The organism is Natroniella sp. ANB-PHB2 (genome assembly GCF_046097105.1).
Classification (GTDB): domain Bacteria; phylum Bacillota; class Halanaerobiia; order Halobacteroidales; family Halobacteroidaceae; genus Natroniella.
In genome coordinates, this window is the sequence record NZ_CP175562.1 from 527,250 (window position 1) to 549,964 (window position 22,715).

The 22,715-nt window shown below is 36.7% G+C and carries 18 protein-coding genes, 1 tRNA gene, 2 rRNA genes and 1 other annotated feature; of the genes, 20 read left to right on the forward strand and 1 reads right to left on the reverse strand.

Going from position 1 to position 22,715, the window contains the following annotated elements; translation table 11 throughout:
• Window positions 1-40 precede the first annotated feature (40 nt).
• From lpdA to ACKF5P_RS02820, 20 genes are all read left to right on the forward strand, one after another.
• A complete protein-coding gene (gene lpdA, locus ACKF5P_RS02725; protein WP_408955960.1) occupies window positions 41-1,417 on the forward strand; it encodes a dihydrolipoyl dehydrogenase in 1,377 nt (458 codons plus the stop codon).
• A gap of 201 nt (window positions 1,418-1,618) precedes the next feature.
• The gene (locus ACKF5P_RS02730) at window positions 1,619-2,551 is read left to right on the forward strand and encodes an HlyD family efflux transporter periplasmic adaptor subunit (protein ID WP_408955961.1); all 933 of its coding nucleotides are present in this window, start codon (window positions 1,619-1,621) and stop codon (window positions 2,549-2,551) included.
• 15 nt (window positions 2,552-2,566) lie between these two features.
• Window positions 2,567-3,889, forward strand: coding sequence for a PhoH family protein (locus ACKF5P_RS02735; protein WP_408955962.1), 1,323 nt, complete (start codon window positions 2,567-2,569; stop codon window positions 3,887-3,889).
• A 182-nt stretch (window positions 3,890-4,071) separates the two neighbouring features.
• On the forward strand, window positions 4,072-4,773 hold the full coding sequence (locus ACKF5P_RS02740) for a YggS family pyridoxal phosphate-dependent enzyme (RefSeq protein ID WP_408955963.1): 702 nt from the start codon (window positions 4,072-4,074) through the stop codon (window positions 4,771-4,773).
• Window positions 4,770-5,234, forward strand: coding sequence for a cell division protein SepF (locus ACKF5P_RS02745; RefSeq protein ID WP_408955964.1), 465 nt, complete (start codon window positions 4,770-4,772; stop codon window positions 5,232-5,234). Before ACKF5P_RS02740 ends, ACKF5P_RS02745 begins: the two co-directional genes overlap by 4 nt.
• Entirely contained in the window at window positions 5,221-6,036 is an 816-nt protein-coding gene (gene proC / locus ACKF5P_RS02750) for a pyrroline-5-carboxylate reductase (RefSeq protein WP_408955965.1), read from the forward strand. Before ACKF5P_RS02745 ends, proC begins: the two co-directional genes overlap by 14 nt.
• A gap of 5 nt (window positions 6,037-6,041) precedes the next feature.
• Window positions 6,042-6,323 carry a YggT family protein gene (locus ACKF5P_RS02755; protein WP_408955966.1) on the forward strand — a complete coding sequence of 94 codons (282 nt, stop codon included), beginning with the start codon at window positions 6,042-6,044 and terminating at the stop codon, window positions 6,321-6,323.
• A gap of 23 nt (window positions 6,324-6,346) precedes the next feature.
• Window positions 6,347-7,135 (forward strand): photosystem II S4 domain protein, encoded by a 789-nt coding sequence (locus ACKF5P_RS02760; RefSeq protein WP_408955967.1) that lies wholly within the window; start codon window positions 6,347-6,349, stop codon window positions 7,133-7,135.
• 15 nt (window positions 7,136-7,150) lie between these two features.
• Window positions 7,151-7,645 (forward strand): DivIVA domain-containing protein, encoded by a 495-nt coding sequence (locus ACKF5P_RS02765; protein ID WP_408955968.1) that lies wholly within the window; start codon window positions 7,151-7,153, stop codon window positions 7,643-7,645.
• A gap of 63 nt (window positions 7,646-7,708) precedes the next feature.
• Window positions 7,709-8,410, forward strand: coding sequence for a 5'-methylthioadenosine/adenosylhomocysteine nucleosidase (locus ACKF5P_RS02770; protein WP_408955969.1), 702 nt, complete (start codon window positions 7,709-7,711; stop codon window positions 8,408-8,410).
• Window positions 8,411-8,468: 58 nt separating this feature from the next.
• Window positions 8,469-8,713: a binding site (T-box leader), on the forward strand.
• 133 nt (window positions 8,714-8,846) lie between these two features.
• On the forward strand, window positions 8,847-11,633 hold the full coding sequence (ileS, locus tag ACKF5P_RS02775; protein ID WP_408955970.1) for an isoleucine--tRNA ligase: 2,787 nt from the start codon (window positions 8,847-8,849) through the stop codon (window positions 11,631-11,633).
• A 495-nt stretch (window positions 11,634-12,128) separates the two neighbouring features.
• Window positions 12,129-13,653, forward strand: a 16S ribosomal RNA gene (locus tag ACKF5P_RS02780).
• A gap of 187 nt (window positions 13,654-13,840) precedes the next feature.
• A 23S ribosomal RNA gene (locus ACKF5P_RS02785) occupies window positions 13,841-16,800 on the forward strand.
• The 16S and 23S rRNA genes sit together here with 1 tRNA gene alongside, the layout of an rRNA operon.
• Before the next feature lie 137 nt (window positions 16,801-16,937).
• Window positions 16,938-17,013, forward strand: a tRNA-Asn gene (locus tag ACKF5P_RS02790).
• A gap of 222 nt (window positions 17,014-17,235) precedes the next feature.
• Window positions 17,236-17,484, forward strand: a complete 249-nt coding sequence (gene remA, locus ACKF5P_RS02795) for an extracellular matrix/biofilm regulator RemA (RefSeq protein ID WP_408955971.1) — start codon at window positions 17,236-17,238, stop codon at window positions 17,482-17,484.
• Between the two features lie 33 nt (window positions 17,485-17,517).
• Entirely contained in the window at window positions 17,518-18,102 is a 585-nt protein-coding gene (gmk, locus tag ACKF5P_RS02800) for a guanylate kinase (protein WP_408955972.1), read from the forward strand.
• Window positions 18,103-18,144: 42 nt separating this feature from the next.
• Window positions 18,145-18,345: a DNA-directed RNA polymerase subunit omega gene (rpoZ, locus tag ACKF5P_RS02805; RefSeq protein ID WP_408955973.1), complete on the forward strand. Its 201-nt coding sequence runs from the start codon at window positions 18,145-18,147 to the stop codon at window positions 18,343-18,345.
• Between the two features lie 33 nt (window positions 18,346-18,378).
• A complete protein-coding gene (coaBC, locus tag ACKF5P_RS02810) occupies window positions 18,379-19,566 on the forward strand; it encodes a bifunctional phosphopantothenoylcysteine decarboxylase/phosphopantothenate--cysteine ligase CoaBC (RefSeq protein WP_408955974.1) in 1,188 nt (395 codons plus the stop codon).
• An 11-nt stretch (window positions 19,567-19,577) separates the two neighbouring features.
• A complete protein-coding gene (locus ACKF5P_RS02815) occupies window positions 19,578-20,027 on the forward strand; it encodes an S-ribosylhomocysteine lyase (protein ID WP_408955975.1) in 450 nt (149 codons plus the stop codon).
• Between the two features lie 223 nt (window positions 20,028-20,250).
• Window positions 20,251-21,489 carry an OFA family MFS transporter gene (locus tag ACKF5P_RS02820; RefSeq protein WP_408955976.1) on the forward strand — a complete coding sequence of 413 codons (1,239 nt, stop codon included), beginning with the start codon at window positions 20,251-20,253 and terminating at the stop codon, window positions 21,487-21,489.
• A 142-nt stretch (window positions 21,490-21,631) separates the two neighbouring features.
• On the opposite strand, the gene ACKF5P_RS02825 is transcribed toward ACKF5P_RS02820, so the two are convergent.
• Window positions 21,632-22,645 (reverse strand): polysaccharide deacetylase family protein, encoded by a 1,014-nt coding sequence (locus tag ACKF5P_RS02825; protein ID WP_408955977.1) that lies wholly within the window; start codon window positions 22,643-22,645, stop codon window positions 21,632-21,634.
• Window positions 22,646-22,715: the final 70 nt, after the last annotated feature.

Sequence of the window (22,715 nt, forward strand, 5' to 3'; positions counted from 1 at the left end):
TTGACTACAAATTATAAACTAGTATAAGGGGAGATTAGAGATGAAAGAATACCAGATCGCAATTATCGGTGGTGGGCCAGGTGGCTATGTAGCTGCAATTAAAGCTGCTCAATTAGGGGCCAATGTCTGTTTGATTGAAAAGGAGCAACTGGGAGGAACCTGTTTAAATTGGGGCTGTATTCCAACTAAAGCCTTGACAGCTAGTTGTGATGTAATACGAAATATTAAGAACGCTCGCCGCTTTGGAGTTAAAGTCAATGATTTTGAAGTCGATTGGACAAATATATCAAAAAATAAGGAGCGGAGTGTTCGGCAATTAGTAAGAGGTGTCGAATATTTAATGGAGAAGAATCAGATTGATCTGATCTCTGGAGTTGCTTCTTTTAAAGATAAAAATTTATTGGAAGTAGAAAAAGAAGATGAAACTGTTGAAGTTAAAGCTGATAATGTAATCATTGCTACTGGTTCTAAGCCATTGATTCTGGATCAATTTAATTATGATGGAGAAAAAATTCTGACCAGTAGAGAATTATTAGCCTTAGAAGAGTTACCTGATAGCTTGTTGATTGTAGGAGCAGGGGTGATTGGTACTGAATTTGCTTCTATCTTTGCTACATTAGGTGTTAAGGTGACTGTGGTAGATGTAATGTCTAGACTATTACCGATGGAGGATCAAGAGATCAGTGCTAATTTAGCTCGTGCTTTTAGAAGAGCTCGGATTGATGTCCAAACAGAAAAAGAGATTAGTCAGATAGGGAGAAACGAAGCAGGTGTCACAGCTACTTTAGCTGATGGAGAGGAATTAGAAGCCGATCTTGCTCTATTAGCTATTGGAAGAGAACCTTATGCTGAAGAGCTAAATCTTGATGCAATCGGTTTGGAGCTTGAGAATGGCGCAATCAAGGTTGACCAATATTTAGAAACAGAAATCGATGGCGTTTATGCTATTGGTGATGTGACCGCTAAGATCCAGTTGGCCCATGTAGCATCTAAGCAAGGAATAGTTGCTGTTGAGAATATTTTAGGAGATAAGAAAGAGATGGATTATGATGTGATACCTAATACTATTTTTACCCATCCTGAAGTAGCAAGTGTTGGTTTGACAGAAGAGGAAGCTAAAGAAGAAGGTATTGAAGTTGAAGTCGGTAAGTTCTCCTTTAAGGGAAATGGTAAAGCGGTAACTCTTAATGAAACTCAAGGGTTAGTTAAGATTGTTGCTAATGCGAGGGATGGTAGTATTATTGGGGGACATATTGTTGGCCCACATGCTTCAGACTTAATACATGAAATTACTTTAGCTTTACAAACAAGTTTAAAAGTAGAGGAAGTAGCAGAGATGATTCATGCGCACCCTACTTTATCAGAAGCGATTTTAGAGGCGGCAGAGGATACTGTTGGATATTCGATTCATGGGTAGTTTAATGGTTTCAGTAAAAATCAAGCTTAAAACCTTTATGTTTGTGGGGTTAAGGGGTTTGATTTTGACAGACCACAGTCACAGACACTGACACATAATATCAAGATAAATTTAATCATAGGCAGGGATTATTAACTTTAAGTAGAATATTATAACATATAGTGTAATAATTAATATTATTAATTGGGAGTAGAATATATCGTGAAAGATTTTGGAAGAAGAGAGCATAATATTAAAGTTAATAAGCCAAAGGAAAGCAGTAAGAGGAATAGGTTGAGTAAATTTATTCTTTTTTTATTATTTTTAATTGGAACTGGACTGCTCATTATTTTAATAGTTAACTTTTTGGGTTATCATTCAACTAGAATAGCTACTACTACCTATGGAACTTTAAGGGATAAGATTGAGACTGAAGGGCTTTTGATTAGAAATGAAAAAATCACATTTGCTCCTCAGGAAGGGAAATTGCAATTATATGTATCTGAAGGAGAAAGAGTTAGTGCGGGTACAAGGATAGCTAGTCTTGTTGGGAGAGAAGAAAAAGATCTTTATAATTATAACTCTGGATTGCTAAGTTATCAAATAGATGGTTTGGAAATGACATTAAGAGAAGAAAGTAGAGCAAATTTAACTTATGATCAATTTGTTAACTTAAGAGGAAAGATCAATAAAGTCAGGCCAGAGGAAGAGGTTAATGCTGGGCGTCCAATCTTTAAAATTATTGATAATTTTAAGTTTTATTTGGCTGTGTTATTACCTCAAGATGAAATAATGAATTATGAAGAAGGTTCAAATGTTGAAGTTCTTTTTTCTGAGTTAGATGAACGTTATTTTACTGGAGAAATTGATCAGATTTTATTTGATCAACCTGATAATATTATGATCATTAAGTTTAATAGTTTGACTTCTGATTTAATAGGATTAAGAAAGGCCGAGGTTGAAATTATTAGAGAGGTGTATAGTGGGGTAGTTGTTCCTATTAGTGCTTTAATTGAAGAGGAAGGTACAGTGGGAGTAATGGTCAGTAGTTATACTAATAGGTACTTTAAAGAAGTGGAAGTAGTAGGTAAGGTTGATGAGCAAGTAGTGATTAAAGGTGTAGGGCCAGGGGTTGAGGTTATTTTAACTAATTAGTGGGAGGTTGATATCATGGAAAAGATTTATATTTTGGATACAAATGTTATTTTACATGATCCACAGGCTATTTTTTCTTTTGAGGATAATCAGGTTATTATTCCAATGATAGTCGTTGAAGAGATTGATGAACAGAAAAAAAGGCAAGGTTCTGTGGGGAAAAATGCACGTGTATTTTCCAGATATGTAGATCAGTTGAGGCAAAAAGGAAAGTTAAGTGAGGGAGTTAGGCTAGAAAATTCTGGTTTATTAAAAACTGACTTAAGTTATGAAACTTCTTCTGATCTGCCTCAAGCACTAGATCCTAGTAAGGCAGATAATAAAATAATTTCAACCGTGTTAAATTTTAAAAAGAAGAGTGATATTCCTGTGATCTTAGTCTCAAAAGATATTAATATGAGGATTAAGGCTGATGCTATTGGAGTCAAGGCTGAAGATTATGAGACTGATCGTGTTAATATTGATGAACTTTATTCTGGGGTTAGAAAGATTAAGGTAGCCTCCGATAAGATAGATCAATTTTATCAACAGAATGGCTTAAAACCAGAAGAGTTGAATTTAAATAAAGAATTATTGGCTAATGAATTTGTAAGTTTGGAAGATGAGTTAGGAGGTTCTCAATCTGCTTTGGCCCGTTATGATCAACAAGAGGAATTATTACGTTCTTTTATCTTTAAAGCTGATGATGTTTGGGGGATTGGCCCGCGTAATCGAGAGCAAAGTTGTGCTTTTGAGTTGTTATTAAATGATGAGATTAAATTGGTTACTTTAGTTGGAAAAGCAGGAACTGGTAAGACTTTATTAGCGTTAGCAGCAGGATTAAAAAAAGTTGTTGATGATAAATCTTATAAGAAATTGATTGTTACTAGACCGATTGTACCAATGGGTAATGACTTAGGATATTTGCCTGGAAGTAAAGAAGAGAAATTGAAGCCATGGATGAGGCCGATCTATGATAATATGGAGTTTTTAGTTGGTGGGGGCCAAGACCAAGAGCCAGTTAATGCAATAGCAGATTTGAAGGCGATGAACTTAATCGAGCTGGAAGCGATTACTTATATTAGAGGTAGAAGTATTCCTGATCAATTTATTATTGTTGATGAAGCACAAAATTTAACTCCTCATGAGTTAAAGACGATTATAACTAGAGTTGGAGAGAATACTAAGATTGTGTTGACTGGAGATCCTTATCAAATAGATCATCCTTACTTGGATAGTAATAGTAATGGTTTGACTTATGTTGTAGAAAGGATGAAGGATAAAGAGTTAGTAGGGCATGTTACTTTAAGTAAAGGTGAACGTTCTGAATTAGCGGAATTAGGAGCTGAGGTGTTATAAAGGGTTAAATTTAAGCCTAAGTATAAGCTTAAGTAAGGGTCAAACCCTTCTTTTTCTATGATTTGCTTAACTTTAATTTATAATATTATAACGGCTTAATCAAAAAATACACCTATATAGGTGTATTTTTTGCAGGGAAATAATTATAGCTCGAGAAATAATAATGGAGGAGGTAATTGATAATGACTGTCAAAGAGAGGTTAGTCAAAGTAAAAGAAAAAATCAACGCTGCTGCTAATAGAGTAGGTCGTGATCCTGAAGAGATAAAGTTAGTTGCTGTTTCTAAAAGACAAAGTTTAGATAAAATAAAAAAGATAGTGGCTGAAGGAATTTTGAATTTTGGTGAGAGTAGAGTTCAAGAGTTAAGGGAGAAATATGGTAATCTCGAGCAAGAGGTGAATTGGCATATGGTTGGTCACCTGCAAAGAAATAAAGTCAAATATATAACAAGAATGGATAGATGTGAATTGATTCATTCGCTTGATAGTTTGAGGTTAGCTAAAAAGATTAATAAAAGGGCCAAAATGGAAGATAGAAAGATGAATGTTTTAGTGCAGGTTAATACAGCTGAAGATGAAAATAAATATGGTTTTATGAGTGAAGAGGTTATTGATTTTTTAAGAGAAATTTCTTCGCTTAAACATCTAAGAGTTAAGGGGTTGATGACCATTGCTCCTTATGTAGAGGACTCAGAGGAAGTAAGACCGTACTTTCGGAAATTAAGAAAACTTGCTAATCAAATAAAGGCTAATAAGATACCAGGGGTTGAGATGAAAGAACTATCAATGGGGATGAGCAATGATTTAGAAGTAGCAATTGAAGAGGGAGCTACTATTATTAGGGTTGGTTCGGCGATTTTTGGCCCTAGAAATTACAACAAATGACCTTAATAAAAAAAGTAAGCGAGTTATTTTCTTTTGAATCTGAGATATCATCAGCCCCAAAAGAGCAAGTTGATAGTTCCAATTCTACTGTTGAAGAGAAGCCCAAAAATAAATTTCCCTTACAGACTGATTCTTTAGTTCAAGATTGTAATAGAGAAAATATTGATATTGTACAGCCTACCTCTTTTGAAGAAGCCCAGACAATAGCTGACAAATTAAAAGCAGGACATTTAGTAGTTGTTAATTTGACTGAGGTTAAACGCCGTTTAGCAACAAGGATTATTGACTTTGTAAGTGGAACCTCTTATGCTTTAGGGGGGAATATAGAAAAAGTAGGTGAAGACATCTTTTTATTTGCACCTAAATCTGTTAAAATAAGTTATGGAATTAAGGAAGATAATTCTGATGTTGAAAATTTATCATTAGTTAAGAAAGAGGAGATGAGGAATGCTAGCGGATAAAAAGATAGGTTTTATTGGTGCTGGAGCAATGGCGGAAGCTTTGATTACAGGAATTTTAGAAGCAGAGTTAGTTTCAGCAGAACAGATTTATATTAGTGACTTAAAAGAAGAGAGATTAGAGGAGTTAAAAAGAGAGTATGGAGTAAGATTGGTCAGTAATAATAATGAGCTTGTCAGTGATGTTGATTATATCATTTTAGCAGTTAAACCTAAGGTGATAGGCAAGGTGTTAAATTCCTTAGATGTTGAAATTAAAGAAGGGCAAAAGGTTTTTTCTATTGCTGCTGGAATAAAAGTTGAAGAGGTTGAGTACCACTTAAAGAATGAAGTTCCAGTAATTAGATTAATGCCGAACACTCCTGCTTTAATAGGAGAAGGTGTTACAGCTTATGCTTTAGGAAAAGCAGCTAGTGTTGCAGATGGTGAATTAGTTGAGAGGCTTTTTAGTGGGATAGGAATTGTAATAGGAGTAGAAGAAGAGTTGATGGATGCAGTAACAGGTTTAAGTGGTAGTGGCCCAGCTTATGTCTATTTATTTATTGAAGCATTTACTGATGCAGGAGTTAATGTTGGCTTGGCTAGAGAGGATGCTAATGCTTTAGCATTACAAACTATAATTGGTGCAGCTAAGATGGTTCTTGAGTTAGAAAAACATCCAGCTCAGCTAAAGGATATGGTTACATCGCCTGGAGGGACTACGATAGCTGCTTTGCGACAGTTAGAAAAGGCTGGGTTTAGATCTGCTATTTATGAAGCAGTAGCAACAGCAAGAGACAAAGCAGAAGAATTAAGAAAGGAGTGAAGGTTATGAGTATGAGATTTTTATTAATTAGACTTGTAGATGGAGCATTTAGGATCTATAATTGGATTATCATAGCTAGAATTGTAGCTTCTTGGGTACAACCACCTACTCATCATCAATTTATGAGAGATCTTTTAAATTTTGTTTATCGGACTACGGAACCTGTCCTAGGGCCAATTAGAGAGTTAGTTCCTCTGCCTGGGATTGATATTTCTCCAATTATTGCTTTTATAGTATTAGGGATTATTAGAAATGGTTTAATTCAGTTGTTATGGGCGGTGTTGTAGTTAACTAATAAAGGAGGGATATGATGCTGGATAACGAGAGAATGTTGGCCCATATAAATGAGGAAGAAGAAAAATTTATTTTGAATCAAATTTTAGATAAAGTAGAACTAGCCTTACAGAGACATCAACCTACTTATACTAAATTTTTAAATCCTCACCTCCTTTATTTAGCCAAACCGATCTTAGAGCAAATTGCTGGTCTTAAGTTTTTAGAATATGGTGGCTATAAACGTGCTGAACGTAAAAGGTTAGCTGTGATGCCCGATTATTATATTAAGGATCTGATTGAATCACCGATTAAATTATTAAAGATTACTGGGCAGTTTAAGTTTCAACAGGTTAGCCACCGTGATTTTTTAGGAGCAATTATGGGAACGGGGATTAAAAGAGAGATGGTTGGAGATTTAGTCTTATACGAACAAGGCTGTCAAGCTATTGTTGCTCAAGAGATTATTGGCTATTTATTACTTAACCTCGAGCAGGTTCATCAAATAGGAGTTGAAATCGAAGAAATTTCTTTTGAGCAGCTACAGATTGAATCAGAAAGAGTAAAAGAGATTAGAGATACAGTACCATCTTTACGTTTAGATTCAGTTGCTAGTTCTGGTTTTTCTACTTCTCGAAATAAGATGAGTAGTGAGATTGAAAGTGGCAAAGTAAAGGTTAATTGGAAGGTTGTTACTGATCCTGCTTACTTTTTAGACCAAGATGATATTATCTCTATTCGTGGTCGAGGAAGGATAGAGATAGATGAGTTACTAGGCAAGTCCAAGAAAGGCAGAATTAAACTAAGGTTAAAAAAATATATTTAATTAGGAGGGGGAATAATGTCTTTAACTCCATCAGATATTTATAATAAAGAGTTTGATAAAACTTTTTCTATTTTTTCGTATGATCAACAAGAGGTTGATGATTTTTTAGATCTAATAGCTGCTTATTATGAGGAAGTATTGAATGAAAATAGTAATTTAAAGTTAAAAATAGAAAAATTAGAAGCAGAAATTGAAGAATATAAAGAAAAGGATAAGAAGTTACATCAAACTATAGATCAAGCCCAACAGACGATGGAAACACAAAAAGCTGAAGCAGAAAAGAAAGCTAGTTTGATTTTGGAAGAAGCAAAGTTAAAAGCTGAAAAGATAAAGGAAGAGGCTAGACTTAAAGCTGAAGAGAAATATCAGCAGTATAGAGAGTTAATTGAGCATGAAAAATTATTCAAGATTAAATTCAAAACATTGTTAAAGTCTCATTTAGAGATGTTGGATCAACAAGCTGGTCTAGAACAGATTAAAGAAGAGCTTGATTTTGAAATTAATGAATAAAAAATAGTTAGTTGATACATAATAAAGTAATATATCTATAGTATTTAAAGGTAGGGGAGTAGAATGAAATTTGGAATAATTGGGGCAATGGAGGTAGAGGTTAAGCTATTAAAAGAAGAAATGGAGATTGAAGATAGATTATTGAAAGCTAATATGGAGTTTTATTCTGGTAAGTTACTTGATCATGAAATTGTTGTGGTTCGAAGTGGGATTGGTAAAGTCAATGCAGCTGTCTGCTCTCAAATCTTACTCGATAATTTTGAAGTAGAAGCAGTTTTATTTACAGGGGTAGCTGGGGCTATTGATAGAGAGCTTGAGGTAGGAGATATTGTGATTTCAACAGATGTTGTTCAGCATGATGTTGATATTACGGCTTTTGGTAGAGAGTATGGAGAGATTGCTGAGTTAGATCAAGTTGCGTTTAAGGCTGATGAAGAGTTGGTTGAAGTGGCTAAAGAGGTTGGGGAGGAGTTGGCCAGTTCTGAAAAGATCAAGATTAGTGTAGGACGGATCTTATCTGGGGATCAATTTATTTCAGATGAGAAAAAGGTAGAGTGGTTAAAGGAAACATTTGCAGGGCAATGTATAGAGATGGAAGGAGCAGCAGTAGGTCAAGTAGCTTATTTAAATGATACACCATTTGTAATAATTAGGTCTATCTCTGATAAGGCTGATCAAGAAGCGGAGATATCTTTTGATGAATTTGTTAAATTTGCTGCTAGTAACTCTTATAGAATGATAATGGAGATTTTAAAAAGATTATAAATAGTAGTTGACGAAAGAAAGTAAGTGTATTATAATGATTTATAAATTAAATAATGTTTGAAAAGCGACAATAGAGAAGAGTAAGTAGAGTTAAAATTATAGCGAACTAGGGATGGTGGAAGCCTAGCAATGGAAACTTTTCTGAAGATCATCTCTTAGCTGTTTCTTTGAAATAGTAGTAAAAGGAATCGGTAATAGCCGTTATTTAAATTGAGTGAATATATAAGATTCTAGCTAATAGTTTAATAGCTACTTAGTATATATTAAATTGGGTGGTACCGCGAGTTTACTCTCGTCCCTTAGTGGGATGGGGGTTTTTTTATTAGTGTATAGTTAATAGTGGATAATTAAAGTTAAAGAGTTAGTTTAAAAGTTTTCGGATTTATTCACTATAAGCTACGAACTTTAAATTATAAAAAAGGAGTGTTAATAAAAGATGAATTATAAGGATACGTTGAATTTACCTAATAATGAATTTCCTATGCGGGCTAATTTATCTGAAAGAGAACCTAACTTTCAGAAATATTGGAATGAAAATAGTATTTATGAAAAAGCATTAGAAAAAAGAGAAGGTGCTAAAAAGTTTATATTACATGATGGACCTCCTTATGCTAATGGGGATATTCATATTGGTCATGCTTTAAATAAAATTCTAAAGGATATTGTTACTAGGTATAATCACTTGAAAGGATTTCAAGCTCCTTATGTTCCTGGTTGGGATACTCATGGTTTACCAATCGAACATAAAGTAACTAAGGAATTAGGAGATGAGCGAAAAGAGTTAACAACAACAGAATTAAGAGAAAAATGCAAGGATTATGCTTTGAAATATGTAGAAAGACAGAAAGAGCAATTTAAAAGATTAGGGATTTGGGGTGAATGGGATAATCCATACATTACTTTAGAGCCTGAATATGAAGCTAAACAGATTGATGTTTTTGGAAAGATGGCCCTGAAAGGTTTATTATATCAAGGGTTAAAGCCGGTACACTGGTGTACGAGCTGTGGAACTGCATTAGCAGAAGCAGAAATTGAATATGAAGAGGTTAATGGGCCATCAATTTATGTTAAGTTTCCAGTAAAAAAAGGGAAAGTACTAGATGATGTAGAGCTAACTACAGATGATTATGTTGTTATTTGGACGACTACTCCATGGACTATCCCTTCTAATATGGCAATTTCTATTCATCCTGATTTTGATTATGTAATAGTAGAAGCAGATGGTGATAAGTTAGTAGCTGCTAAAGAATTAGTAGATGAAATGTTGGATACTTGTGGTATTGATGATTATACAATTCTTGCTGAATTTAAAGGAGAAGAGTTGGAAGGGGTTAGTTGTAAGCATCCATTTTATGAGCGGAAGTCGCCATTAATTTTAGGAGAACATGTAACATTAGAGCAAGGTTCTGGTTGTGTACATACAGCTCCTGGACATGGTCATGATGATTATGTTATTTGCCAAGAATATGATATTGAAGTCTATGCTCCAATGAATGATGAAGGGTATTTTACTGAAGAAGCTGGTGAAGAGTTTGCTGGAATGTATTATGATGATGCCAATATTAAAGTAACAAATTTATTAAAAGAAGATGATTTATTGATGGACTTAAGCTTTGTTGATCATTCTTATCCTCATTGTTGGAGATGTAAAGATCCTGTTATTTTTAGAGCTACGGAACAGTGGTTTGCTTCTGTTGAGAATATTAAAGATGAAACTTTACAGGCGATCAAGGAGGTTGATTGGTACCCTGAGTGGGGAGAAGTAAGAATGACTAATATGGTTGCTGATCGAACTGACTGGTGTATTTCTCGTCAAAGGGTCTGGGGGGTACCTATTCCGATCTTTTATTGTCAGGATTGTGATGAGCCATTAATTACTGAAAAGTCTATTAGAACAGTTAAGGAGTTGTTTGGTCAACGAGGTTCAGGAGTTTGGTATGAGTTAGAAGCGAATCAAATATTACCTGAATCTGTTAAGTGTAATTCTTGTGGAAATGATACGTTTGATAAGGAAACTGATATTATGGATGTCTGGTTTGATTCAGGATCAAGCCATGCTGCGGTCTTAGAAAATTACGATGATTTAGAGCGACCAGCAGATTTATATTTAGAAGGGACTGATCAATATCGAGGTTGGTTCAATTCATCTTTATTAACTTCGATTGCTGCTAGAGGAGAAGCACCATATAAAGCTGTAGTAACTAATGGTTTTACACTTGATAAAAATGGTAAAAAGATGTCTAAATCGATAGGCAATGTTGTTTCACCACTTGATGTTATTGAGCAGTATGGGGCAGATATTTTAAGGTTATGGGTTGCTTCTTCTGATTTCAAAGAGGATGTAAGGGTTTCTGATAAGATTTTGCAAGAGAATGCAGAAGTTTATCGACGGATTAGAAATACTTCGCGTTATATTTTAGGTAATTTAGATGACTTTGACCCAGCAGAAGATAAAGTAAGTAAAGATGAATTGACTGAGATTGATCGTTGGGCTTTGTTAAAGTTACAAAGGTTGCTTAAGCAGGTAAATGAAGCATATGAATCGTATGAATATCATAGATTATATCATGCTGTGCACAATTTCTGTACGGTAGAAATGAGTTCCTTCTATCTTGATGTTTTAAAAGATAGATTATACACTTTAAAAGCAGATGATTTAGTACGGCGTTCTGCTCAAACGGTGATGTATGAAATCTTAACTACTTTAATCAAGGTGGTTGCTCCTGTTTTAGTGCATACAGCTGAGGAAGTATGGCGGTATTTACCTGAGGGCAATAACGTTGAAAGTGTATTTTTAGAAGAGTGGCCACAGGTCAAAGAAGATTATTTAGATGAAAAGCTGGAAGAAAAATGGGATCGTCTATTACAAGTGAGAAAAGATGTTTCTAAGGCTTTAGAGTTGGCCCGTAATGAGAAAGTTGTAGGACATTCTCTAGATGCTCAGGTAGATCTTTATGCAGAGCAAGAATTATATGATTTCTTAACTCAATTTGATGATTTAGCAGAACTATTTATTGTCTCTAAGTTAAATCTATTAAACTTTACTACTGAAATCGAGAAAGAGGAATTATATGTTGGTGAAGAAACAAAAATAAAAGTAGCAGTAGCTCAAGCTCCTGGTGATAAATGTGAACGTTGTTGGCATTATAGTAAAACAGTTGGTACTGATAAAGAACATTCAGAAATTTGTGGTGAATGTTTAGAAGTGGTTCAAAACTTATAAGTTTGAACAATTAATTTTATGGAGCCTGCAACTTAATTTAAGTTGTAGGCTTTTTGATTTAAATGTATATTAATTAGAGTATAGGGTATTAATATAGTTAGTGCTTGACAAGTTAAAGATTAGATGTTATTATATTAGGTACTGTTTAAGGGCAATGTGAAAACTTGATTTTTCTTGACAGGTGTGAGCTAATATGTTAAATTATTAGTTGTGCTGATCAAGGGAGAAAACTTTTAATTTTTTCTTGACAAGCTCGAAGTAGAGTGATATACTACTCGATGTTGTCGCAAGAAAAGATTGGCGACAAAAAAGTTTTCAAAAAAGTTCTTGACAAACAAGAGTGAGTTTGATATTATATTAATTGTCGCTTGAGAAAGTGACAGAAAAAGTGAACAAGCAATTCGGTCTTTGAAAACTAAACAATGCAATGTTTCAACTAAGCAAGAAGAGCTAGTCAAACTCGTAATCAATGTGCTTTTGCACATGATATAAACTTTAATTGAGAGTTTGATCCTGGCTCAGGACGAACGCTGGCGGCGTGCTTAACACATGCAAGTCGAGCGAGAAAGCTACCTTCGGGTAGTGAGTAAAGCGGCGGACGGGTGAGTAACGCGTGGGAACATACCTTTAAGACTGGGATAACTTCTTGAAAAGGAAGCTAATACCGGATAAACTCCTTTCGGAGCAAAGATGGCTTTTATGCTATCACTTAAAGATTGGCCCGCGTCCCATTAGCTAGTTGGTGAGATAACAGCTCACCAAGGCAACAATGGGTAGCCGACCTGAGAGGGTGATCGGCCACACTGGGACTGAGACACGGCCCAGACTCCTACGGGAGGCTGCAGTGGGGAATCTTCCGCAATGGACGAAAGTCTGACGGAGCAACGCCGCGTGAGTGAAGAAGGTCTTCGGATCGTAAAGCTCTGTCTTTAGGGAAGAATACTTTAATTGTGAATAACAGTTAGGGTTGACGGTACCTTTAAAGGAAGCCCTGGCTAACTACGTGCCAGCAGCCGCGGTAATACGTAGAGGGCAAGCGTTGTCCGGAATCATTGGGCGTAAAGGGTACGCAGGCGGTCTAGTAAGTCAGAGGTGAAATCCACCGACTCAATCGGTGAACTGCCTTTGAAACTACTAGACTTGAGGATAAGGGAAGAAAGTGGAATTCCTAGTGTAGTGGTGAAATACGTAGATATTAGGAAGAACATCAATGGCGAAGGCAACTTTCTATCTTATACCTGACGCTGAGGTACGAAAGCTAGGGGAGCAAACGGGATTAGATACCCCGGTAGTCCTAGCCGTAAACGCTGGATACTAGGTGTTGGGGGTTCGACCCCCTCGGTGCCGGAGTTAACGCATTAAGTATCCCGCCTGGGGATTACGACCGCAAGGTTGAAACTCAAAGGAATTGACGGGGGCCCGCACAAGCGGCGGAGCATGTGGTTTAATTCGAAGCAACGCGAAGAACCTTACCAGAACTTGACATCCCGTGACTACCTGTGAAAGCAGGGTATAGTCCTTTGGACTACACGAAGACAGGTGGTGCATGGCTGTCGTCAGCTCGTGTCGTGAGATGTTGGGTTAAGTCCCGCAACGAGCGCAACCCCTGTCCTTAGTTGCCAGCACGTCAAGGTGGGGACTCTAAGGAGACTGCCGCGGAAAAACGCGGAGGAAGGTGGGGATGACGTCAAGTCATCATGCCCCTTATGTTCTGGGCTACACACGTGCTACAATGGTCTGTACAGAAGGAAGCGATACCGCAAGGTTTAGCAAATCCTGAAAAGCAGATCTCAGTTCGGATTGCAGGCTGCAACTCGCCTGCATGAAGCTGGAGTCGCTAGTAATCGTGGATCAGAATGCCACGGTGAATACGTTCCCGGGCCTTGTACACACCGCCCGTCACACCACCCGAGTTGGGGGCACCAGAAGTCGTCTAAGGACGCCGAAGGTGTGCCTGGTAAGGGGGGTGAAGTCGTAACAAGGTAGCCGTACCGGAAGGTGCAGCTGGATCACCTCCTTTCTAAGGAGTTATTTCAACTCTAGTCGTAGTTGGAACTTGCATTGTTTAGTTTTGAGAGACTGAAACTAAGTCTAAGTTCAAGTTTAAAGGCTAAGTAAGAACTTAGTTCTTGTCTTGACTAAAACTTAAACTCAGCCTCAGACTTAAAATTTGTACTTTGAAAACTGCACAATAGATAGTGCGTCTAGATTAAGTTAGTAAGGGCGCACGGTGGATGCCTAGGTGTCAGGAGCCGAAGACGGACGTGGCAAGCTGCGAAAAGCCTTGATGAGCTGCAAACAAGTGATGACTCAAGGATGTCCTAATAGGAGCACCAGGTATGGATAATCCCATATCATCTTAAGGTTAATAAATAGCCTTAAGAAGGGAACCGGGTGAATTGAAACATCTTAGTAACCCGAGGAAGAGAAAGCAAAAGCGATTCCCTAAGTAGCGGCGAGCGAAAGGGGAACAGCCCAAACTGTAATAGTGTCAAGCTTATGGGCATTGCTATTACAGGGTAGTAGGACTATCAGACCTTACCATAAAAAGGTCATAGGATAAGCTTCAGTTAATCGAAGTAGCTGGAAAGCTACGCCACAGAAGGTAATAGCCCTGTAGGTGAAAATTGGAGTTGACTAGATAGTATCCTGAGTACCATGAGACACGAGAAACCTCGTGGGAAGCAAGGAGGACCATCTCCTAAGGCTAAATACTTCCTGACAACCGATAGTGAACCAGTACCGTGAGGGAAAGATGAAAAGAACCCCGGGAGGGGAGTGAAATAGAATCTGAAACCGTGTGCCTACAAGCAGTCAGAGGACGTTAAAGTCTGATGGCGTGCTTTTTGCATAACGAACCGACGAGTTATGATCTGTAGCGAAAGGTTAAGCCAAAGAAGGTGAAGCCGTAGCGAAAGCGAGTCTTAAAAGGCGAAAGTTGCAGGTCATAGACCCGAAACCGAGTGATCTATCCATGACCAGGATGAAGCACGTGTAAGAACGTGTGGAGGTCCGAACTGCGTTGGCGTTGAAAAGCCATGGGATGAGTTGTGGATAGGGGTGAAAGGCCAATCGAACTCGGAGATAGCTGGTTCTCCTCGAAATAGCTTTAGGGCTAGCCTCAAGTGTTATAATTTGGCGGTAGAGCACTGATTGGACTAAGGGCTTTATAGAGTTACTGAATCCAGTCAAACTCCAAACGCCATCTTATTAAGCTTGGGAGTCAGACTATGTGGGATAAGCTTCATAGTCGAGAGGGAAACAACCCAGACCGTCAGTTAAGGTCCCAAAGTATGGACTAAGTGGTAAAGGATGTGAGATTGCATAGACAACCAGGATGTTGGCTTAGAAGCAGCCATTCATTTAAAGAGTGCGTAATAGCTCACTGGTCGAGTGATCTTGCGCTGAAAATGTACGGGGCTAAAGTCCATCACCGAAACTACGGATTGGTATAACCAATGGTAGAGGAGCATTCTATATAGGTTGAAGCAGTACCGGAAGGAGCTGTGGACAGTATAGAAGAGATAATGTCGGTATGAGTAACGATAAAATAGGTGAGAATCCTATTCGCTGTAAGTCTAAGGTTTCCTGAGGAAGGCTCGTCCGCTCAGGGTAAGCCGGATCCTAAGCCGAGGCCGAAAGGCGTAGGCGATGGAAAATTGGTTAAAATTCCAATGCTACCTCCTTATCACTATGAGTGATGGGATGACGCAGGAAGATAGGCTAGCCTGGCAACGGTATGTCAGGTTGAAACATTAAGAAGGATGACTTAGGTAAATCCGGGTCGTCATTAACTTTAAGGTGTGACCAGGAGTCTCTACGGAGGCGAAGTAGTTGACTTTACACTGCCAAGAAAAATCTCTAACCAGATAAGAGGTAACCGTACCGCAAATTGACACAGATAGACTAGAAGAGTATTCTAAGGCGCGCGAGAGAACCTTCGTTAAGGAACTCGGCAAAATAACCCCGTAACTTCGGGAGAAGGGGTACCTCATTAGGGTGTATGCTCGAAGAGGTTGCAATAACCAGGCCCAAGCGACTGTTTACCAAAAACACAGGTCTCTGCTAAGACGTAAGTCGATGTATAGGGGCTGACGCCTGCCCGGTGCTGGAAGGTCAAGGGGAAGTGTTAGGCATAAGCTGAAGCGCAGAACTTAAGCCCCAGTAAACGGCGGCCGTAACTATAACGGTCCTAAGGTAGCGAAATTCCTTGTCGGGTAAGTTCCGACCTGCACGAATGGCGCAACGACTTGGGCACTGTCTCAACGAAGGTCTCGGTGAAATTGTATTACCTGTGAAGATGCAGGTTACCCGCGACAGGACGGAAAGACCCCGTGGAGCTTTACTGTAGTCTGATATTGGATTTTGGTACATTATGTACAGCATAAGTGGGAGGCAATGAACTCGGCACGCTAGTGTCGAAGGAGCCTTAAGTGGGATACCACTCTTAATGTGCCGGAATTCTAACCATGCACTGTAATCCAGTGTTGGGACAGTTTCAGATGGGCAGTTTGACTGGGGCGGTCGACTCCTAAAGAGTAACGGAGTCGCCCCAAGGTTCCCTCAGTGCGGTCGGAAATCGCACGTAGAGTGTAAAGGCAGAAGGGAGCTTGACTGCAAGAGCTACAACTCGAGCAGGTACGAAAGTAGGGCTTAGTGATCCGACGGTAGAGCATGGAATTGCCGTCGCTCAACGGATAAAAGTTACCCCGGGGATAACAGGCTTATCTCCCCCAAGAGTTCACATCGACGGGGAGGTTTGGCACCTCGATGTCGGCTCGTCGCATCCTGGAGCTGAAGCAGGTTCCAAGGGTTTGGCTGTTCGCCAATTAAAGCGGTACGCGAGCTGGGTTCAGAACGTCGTGAGACAGTTCGGTCCCTATCCGTCGTGGGCGTAGGATATTTGAAGGGAGCTGTCCCTAGTACGAGAGGACCGGGATGGACGTACCTCTGGTGTACCAGTTGTCTACCAAAGGCATTGCTGGGTAGCTAAGTACGGATTTGATAAACGCTGAAAGCATCTAAGCGTGAAGCTGACCTTGAGATAAGATATCCCATAGAGTGAATCTAGTAAGATCCCTGATAGACTATCAGGTAGATAGGCCAGAGGTATAAGGGTGGCAACATCTTCAGCTGACTGGTACTAATAGATCGAGGGCTTAATCTAGAATATATCTATTGTGCAGTTTTGAATGTATAATAAAGCATTTAATACTGAGTGTTGAAGGAAGATTGAATAGTTAGATACTAAAACTGGTTTTAATTATTAAATCTTCAATATTAAATGTTAATTAAATAAGTTGTTCCCCGATAGCTCAGTTGGTAGAGCGAGTGGCTGTTAACCACTTTGTCGTAGGTTCGAGTCCTACTCGGGGAGCCATTTTACTTTAGATACCCTTGTAGGTGTTTTTTTTTATTTTGAGATTATATTATGAATAAAGGAAGAAAAATGATACTTAGAAAGTTATTTAAATTGAATAAAGGATTTGCAAAATGAATCAAAGTTATGATATATTATTAATTAGTTTGAAGTAATTAAAGTGGTTTAAATGATTGTACTATTATTAAGGTGATAAATATTTAATAAAGAGGTGGGTTAATAGTGGATATTAAGTTAATCAATATTGGATTTGGTAATATTGTTGCTGCTAATCGAATTATTGCAATCGTAAGTCCAGAGTCTGCACCTATTAAAAGGATTATTCAAGATGCTCGTGATCGTGGGATGTTAATTGATGCTACATATGGAAGGAGAACAAGAGCAGTTGTAGTTGCTGATAGTGATCATATTATTTTATCTGCAGTACAACCTGAAACAGTATCACAACGATTAACTGATGATGAGGAATGATATTTTAGTGGAGGAGGTATTTTTTAGAAGAAGATGAAGTATAAAGAAGAAGATCGCAAAGGAAATTTGATAGTTTTTTCTGGGCCTTCTGCAGTAGGAAAAGGTACAGTATTGAATGCTTTATTAGAGGATTATAAAGATATTTCTTATTCTGTATCGGCTACTACTAGAGAAGCAAGACCAGGAGAAGAAGATGGAGTAGACTATTTTTTTATGTCTACAAAAAAATTCAAGTCTTTGATCAAAAAGAATGAATTTATTGAATGGGCCAAAGTGCATAATAATTATTACGGGACTCCTAAAAAATATGTTGAAGAGACCTTAGCAAATGGTCGAGATGTTATTTTGGAAATAGATATTCAGGGAGCGAAGCAAGTGAGAGAATCTTTTGAAGAGGGAATATTTGTATTTTTAGCTCCTCCATCATTAGATGAGTTAGAATCTAGAATTTATAGTCGAGGAACAGAGAGTGAAAAAGCAATTGAAACAAGATTAGAAAATGCTAACCAGGAGTTAAAGCAGATTAAAGAGTATGATTATTTAATTATTAATGATCGAGTAAAGAATGCTGTAAAAAAATTAAAGGCAATAATTTTAGCTGAAAAATGCAAAATATAATATGAAACTTCAAAAGTTATAAAGTAAAGAGGGGGGATAGATATGTTAGCACGTCCAGAAATGAAAGATATATTGGAAAAGTGTGATTCTGTTTTTACTGCAGTTGTAGTTGCTTCTAAACGGGCAAGGGTTTTGAAAGATGAAGAGGAAGAGCTATTAGATGATTATAATGGCTCTAAAGAGGTATCAAAGGCTTTAGAGGAGATTGTAGCTGGAAAAGTAAAACCTAAGACAGAGGATTAAATCTAAATTGGATAATAAGGTGATGATATAGATATGTTGAAGGATAAAACAATTGTCATAGGAGTTACTGGAGGAATAGCCGCTTACAAATCTCTTGAAGTAGTAAGCAGGTTAAAAAAATTAGGAGCTAATGTACATGTGATTATGACTGAAGCTGCTACTAAATTTGTTCAACCACTTACATTTCGTTCATTAAGCCATAATCCTGTAATTGTTGATATGTTCGCTGAACCTCAATCATGGGATGTTGAACATATTTCTTTAGCTGAGAAGGCTGATATATTTTTAGTTGCTCCGGCAACTGCCAATTTAATTGGTAAAGTGGCTAATGGAATTGCAGATGACATGTTATCGACGACAGTAATGGCTACTAAAGCAAAAGTGGTCTTTTCGCCTGCAATGAATGTAAATATGTATCAAAATTCAATTGTTCAAAAAAATATTATAAAATTAAAAGAAGAAGGTTATCGATTCATTGAGCCAGATAAAGGTTATTTAGCTTGTGGAACTGAAGGAAAAGGTAGATTACCTGAGCCTGAGGAGGTTGTTGCTAGTACTGTATCCTATTTATTAAGTCCATGTGATTTAATAGGTAAGAAGGTTTTAATTACAGCAGGAGGAACACAGGAAGATTTGGATCCGGTCAGGTATTTAGGAAATAGATCATCTGGAAAAATGGGATATGAGTTAGCTAGAATTGCTAAAGCTAGAGGAGCAAATGTCACTTTGATTTCTGCCCCTACTCATTTAAATAAGCCTTCAGGGGTTAAAATAATTAAGGTTAGAACTGCTGAGGAGATGTATCAGCAAGTTTTTAGGTATCAAGCTGAGCAGGATATAATAATTATGGCAGCGGCAGTGGCAGATTATACTCCTCAATCTATTGCTGAAAATAAGATAAAAAAAAGTAATGGTTTAACCTTAGAACTAGAAAGAACAACAGATATATTGGAAAAATTAGGTAATGAAAAAGGTGAGCAACTTTTAGTTGGATTTGCTGCAGAGTCAAATAATTTAATTGAAAATGCTCAGCAAAAACTAAAAAAGAAAAAAATTGACTTTATTGTAGCTAATGATATCAGTGCTCGAGATACAGGTTTTGCTTCTGATTTTAATAAAGTTGTAATAATAAGCACCGATGATCAAATTGAAGTGGCCAAAGCTACTAAGTTAGAGGTTGCGGATAGAATCTTTTCAGAGATTGCTAAAACTTTAGTGTAAGGAGTGATAGAGTGGATAAGGTCAAAGTGGAGAGTTTTAGTCTTGATCATACTAAGGTAGATGCTCCTTATGTAAGAAAAGCAGGAAAGATAACTACTCCTCAAGGAGATATTATTCAAAAGTATGATTTAAGATTCGTTCAACCGAACCAAGGAGTAATTCCTACTGGGGCTTTGCATACGTTGGAGCATTTATTAGCTACTTATATACGAGATGAGATGGATTATATTGTTGATATTTCACCAATGGGATGTAGAACTGGGTTTTATTTGATTAGAATTGGTGAACTTGAAATAGAACAGGTGGAAGAAGTATTGATTTTGGTTTTAGAAAAGATACTAAAAGCTGAAATAGAAGATATTCCAGCGACTACGGTTATAGAGTGTGGGAATTATCGTGATCATTCTTTGTTTGGGGCACAGGAATACGCTAAGACAGTTTTAAAAAAATTTACTCAATAAGAAAAGAATCTACTCAGTTAACTGAGTAGATTCTTTTCTTATTGAGTAAATAAAATTCTGATTAAAGTAGTAAATTGATGTTTAATTATTAAAGTTAATGAGTAATTATAAAAAAAGCAGCTAAAAAGGTTGATAAAAGGTGTTTAGTCTGTTATTATAGTAAAGATAACTATATTTTTTTATAGTTTTTTTGCTAACTAAAGATAGGAAAGGAGCTAAGAAAATGGACAAGATAGTAGATAAAGATATTGGTGTAGCATTTAAAACAAAAAGATGGTTATATATCCCGATAGGAATATTGATTTTTATGTGTATGGGGACAGTATATTCCTGGAGTGTTTTTAGAAAACCTGTAGAAGAATTATTAAATATTAATGCTACTCAAAGTGGCTTACCATATATGATCTTTTTAGTTTTTTATGCTGCTTTAATGCCAATAGCAGGTGGATTTATAGATGATTACGGGCCAAAATTAGTAACAATAGTTGGAGGAGGATTGGTTGGTCTTGGGTGGTTTTTATCGAGTTTTACAACAAGTATCATTCAATTATCAATAACTTATGGTGCGATTGCTGGAGCAGGAGTAGGTATAGCTTATGGTGCTCCTATGGCAGTAGTGGCTAAGTGGTTTCCAGATAAGAAAGGTTTAGCAGTTGGTCTTACTTTAGGAGGGTTTGGGCTTTCTCCCTTTGTAACTGCTCCTTTAGCAAATTGGTTGATTGATATATATGGCTTATTTCAAACATTTAGGCTTTTAGGAATAGTTTTTACTATAATTCTTATAATTTTGGCTTTGCCTTTAAAGTTTCCAAAAGGTAATTTAGAAATTAAGGATAATAATTCAGTAGATTTTACTGAGGGAACTTTAGATTTAAATGTTAGAGCTATGATAAAAAATACAACTTTTTATGGATTATGGCTCTGTTTTATATTAGGGACTTTAATAGGTTTGATGGCTATTGCTATTACAAGTCCGGTAGCAGAAGAAATTATTAATTTAGATTCTCAAACTGCTGCTTTTATGGTTTCATTATTTGCCATTTTTAACGGAATAGGAAGACCGATTTTTGGCTGGTTTACGGATGAATTTGGCCCTAGTTATGCTGCTATATTGTCTTATGTATTAATAATAGTGGCTTCTGTTTTAATATTAAATGCTCAAGAAGGTTCTGTAGTCTTATATGGTATAGCTTTTAGTATTTTTTGGTTAAATCTTGGTGGCTGGTTAGCAATTGCTCCAGCAGCTACGGCAATTCTTTTTGGAGATAAAAATTATAGTAAAAATTATGGAGTTGTATTTACTGCTTATGGTGTAGGAGCAATTTTAGGGAATTTAATTTCAGGTAATTTAAGAGATCTGTTAGGAAGTTATATTTATGCATTTTATCCTGTAATTATTTTAGCGGTATTAGGGATAATAACTGCCAGCTTGTTATTGAAACTGCCTCAAGAAAAGGCATAAGAATAAGATGATTTCTAATTGTAGTTTTAGGTTAAGTTATGAACTTATTCAAACATATTAAAATTTAAAAGTTAATTACATTTTTAGAAAGTGGTTTTCTAAGCAAAAAAGACTTGCTTATATAAGCAAGTCTTTTTTGCTTCTATCTTCTATAAGCTGCCATGGATAATACATTATTTACTGTATCAAAATCTAAACCTTTATTTCTTGTTTCTTCAATGATGGTTGGTAAAGCTTCAACAGTTGGTGCTAGACTATTCCCTTCTCCTGTAGCAGAGTGTAATAAAATGATAGCTCCAGGATTAATTCCTGGCAATGTATTATCAAGTAACTCTTCTTTACTATCAACTCTCCAATCGAATGAATCAACAGACCAGTTAACTACTCTATAATTTAAGTCAGCTGCCTTATTTACTACTCTGCTTGAAGCAAAGCCATAAGGTGGTCGTAAAAGAGTGGTTTTCCGGTTGATTATTCGCTCAATTGCTTCTTCTGTCTTCAGTATTTCTTCAGCAATTGTATCATCATTTAATAGATTCAAATTCGGGTGTGACCAGGAGTGGTTACCAATAACATGTCCTTCTTCAACAATCCTCTCAACTATGTGAGGATATCTTTCTACTTTTTTCCCTTCTAAAAAGAAGGTTGCTTTAATATTATATTCCTTTAGTATATTTAAAACTTGTGGTGTATATTTAGTATCTGGACCATCATCAAACGTTAATGCTACTTTATCAGTACCACGATAATAGATTTTTGGCTCTTCTTGTTCTTTAATTTCGGCGGAAATAGAGTCTTCTCGACTTAGCCAACTAGTTGGTGAATATCTTGTTGTAGCATTAGAGTTGTTTGAACTTTCTTTTTCTGGAATTTGATCCTTGTTATTAACTTGCTCTTGATCATTGTCAGGAGCAGAATCACTATTGTTAGAAGGTAGATTTAATCTATTTCCAGGATAAATCAAATCTTGATTATTAAGATTATTAATGTTAGTTAAAGCAGAAATAGTAGTATCGTATTTTCTAGCAATTGTAAATAATGATTCTCCTTCTTTGATAGTGTGAGTTTGGTTGGCATAGCTAATGTCAATACTCACTATGCTTAGTAATAGTGTAATGACTAGTAAGATTATTAGATTGTTTTTTAGTTCGATCAATTATTGTACCTCCTTAGTAAGATATAATTTTAACTCTAGAATAGCACAACTTATATAAGTTCTCAAGCTG

Excerpts from the sequence above, each read along its gene's own strand:
- lpdA (WP_408955960.1), top strand. The coding sequence starts at position 41 with ATGAAAGAATACCAGATCGCAATTATCGGTGGTGGGCCAGGTGGCTAT.
- ACKF5P_RS02735 (WP_408955962.1), top strand. The coding sequence starts at position 2,567 with ATGGAAAAGATTTATATTTTGGATACAAATGTTATTTTACATGATCCA.
- ACKF5P_RS02740 (WP_408955963.1), top strand. The coding sequence starts at position 4,072 with ATGACTGTCAAAGAGAGGTTAGTCAAAGTAAAAGAAAAAATCAACGCT.
- ACKF5P_RS02745 (WP_408955964.1), top strand. The coding sequence starts at position 4,770 with ATGACCTTAATAAAAAAAGTAAGCGAGTTATTTTCTTTTGAATCTGAG.
- proC (WP_408955965.1), top strand. The coding sequence starts at position 5,221 with ATGCTAGCGGATAAAAAGATAGGTTTTATTGGTGCTGGAGCAATGGCG.
- ACKF5P_RS02755 (WP_408955966.1), top strand. The coding sequence starts at position 6,042 with ATGAGTATGAGATTTTTATTAATTAGACTTGTAGATGGAGCATTTAGG.
- ACKF5P_RS02760 (WP_408955967.1), top strand. The coding sequence starts at position 6,347 with ATGCTGGATAACGAGAGAATGTTGGCCCATATAAATGAGGAAGAAGAA.
- ACKF5P_RS02765 (WP_408955968.1), top strand. The coding sequence starts at position 7,151 with ATGTCTTTAACTCCATCAGATATTTATAATAAAGAGTTTGATAAAACT.
- ACKF5P_RS02770 (WP_408955969.1), top strand. The coding sequence starts at position 7,709 with ATGAAATTTGGAATAATTGGGGCAATGGAGGTAGAGGTTAAGCTATTA.
- ileS (WP_408955970.1), top strand. The coding sequence starts at position 8,847 with ATGAATTATAAGGATACGTTGAATTTACCTAATAATGAATTTCCTATG.
- gmk (WP_408955972.1), top strand. The coding sequence starts at position 17,518 with ATGAAGTATAAAGAAGAAGATCGCAAAGGAAATTTGATAGTTTTTTCT.
- rpoZ (WP_408955973.1), top strand. The coding sequence starts at position 18,145 with ATGTTAGCACGTCCAGAAATGAAAGATATATTGGAAAAGTGTGATTCT.
- coaBC (WP_408955974.1), top strand. The coding sequence starts at position 18,379 with ATGTTGAAGGATAAAACAATTGTCATAGGAGTTACTGGAGGAATAGCC.
- ACKF5P_RS02820 (WP_408955976.1), top strand. The coding sequence starts at position 20,251 with ATGGACAAGATAGTAGATAAAGATATTGGTGTAGCATTTAAAACAAAA.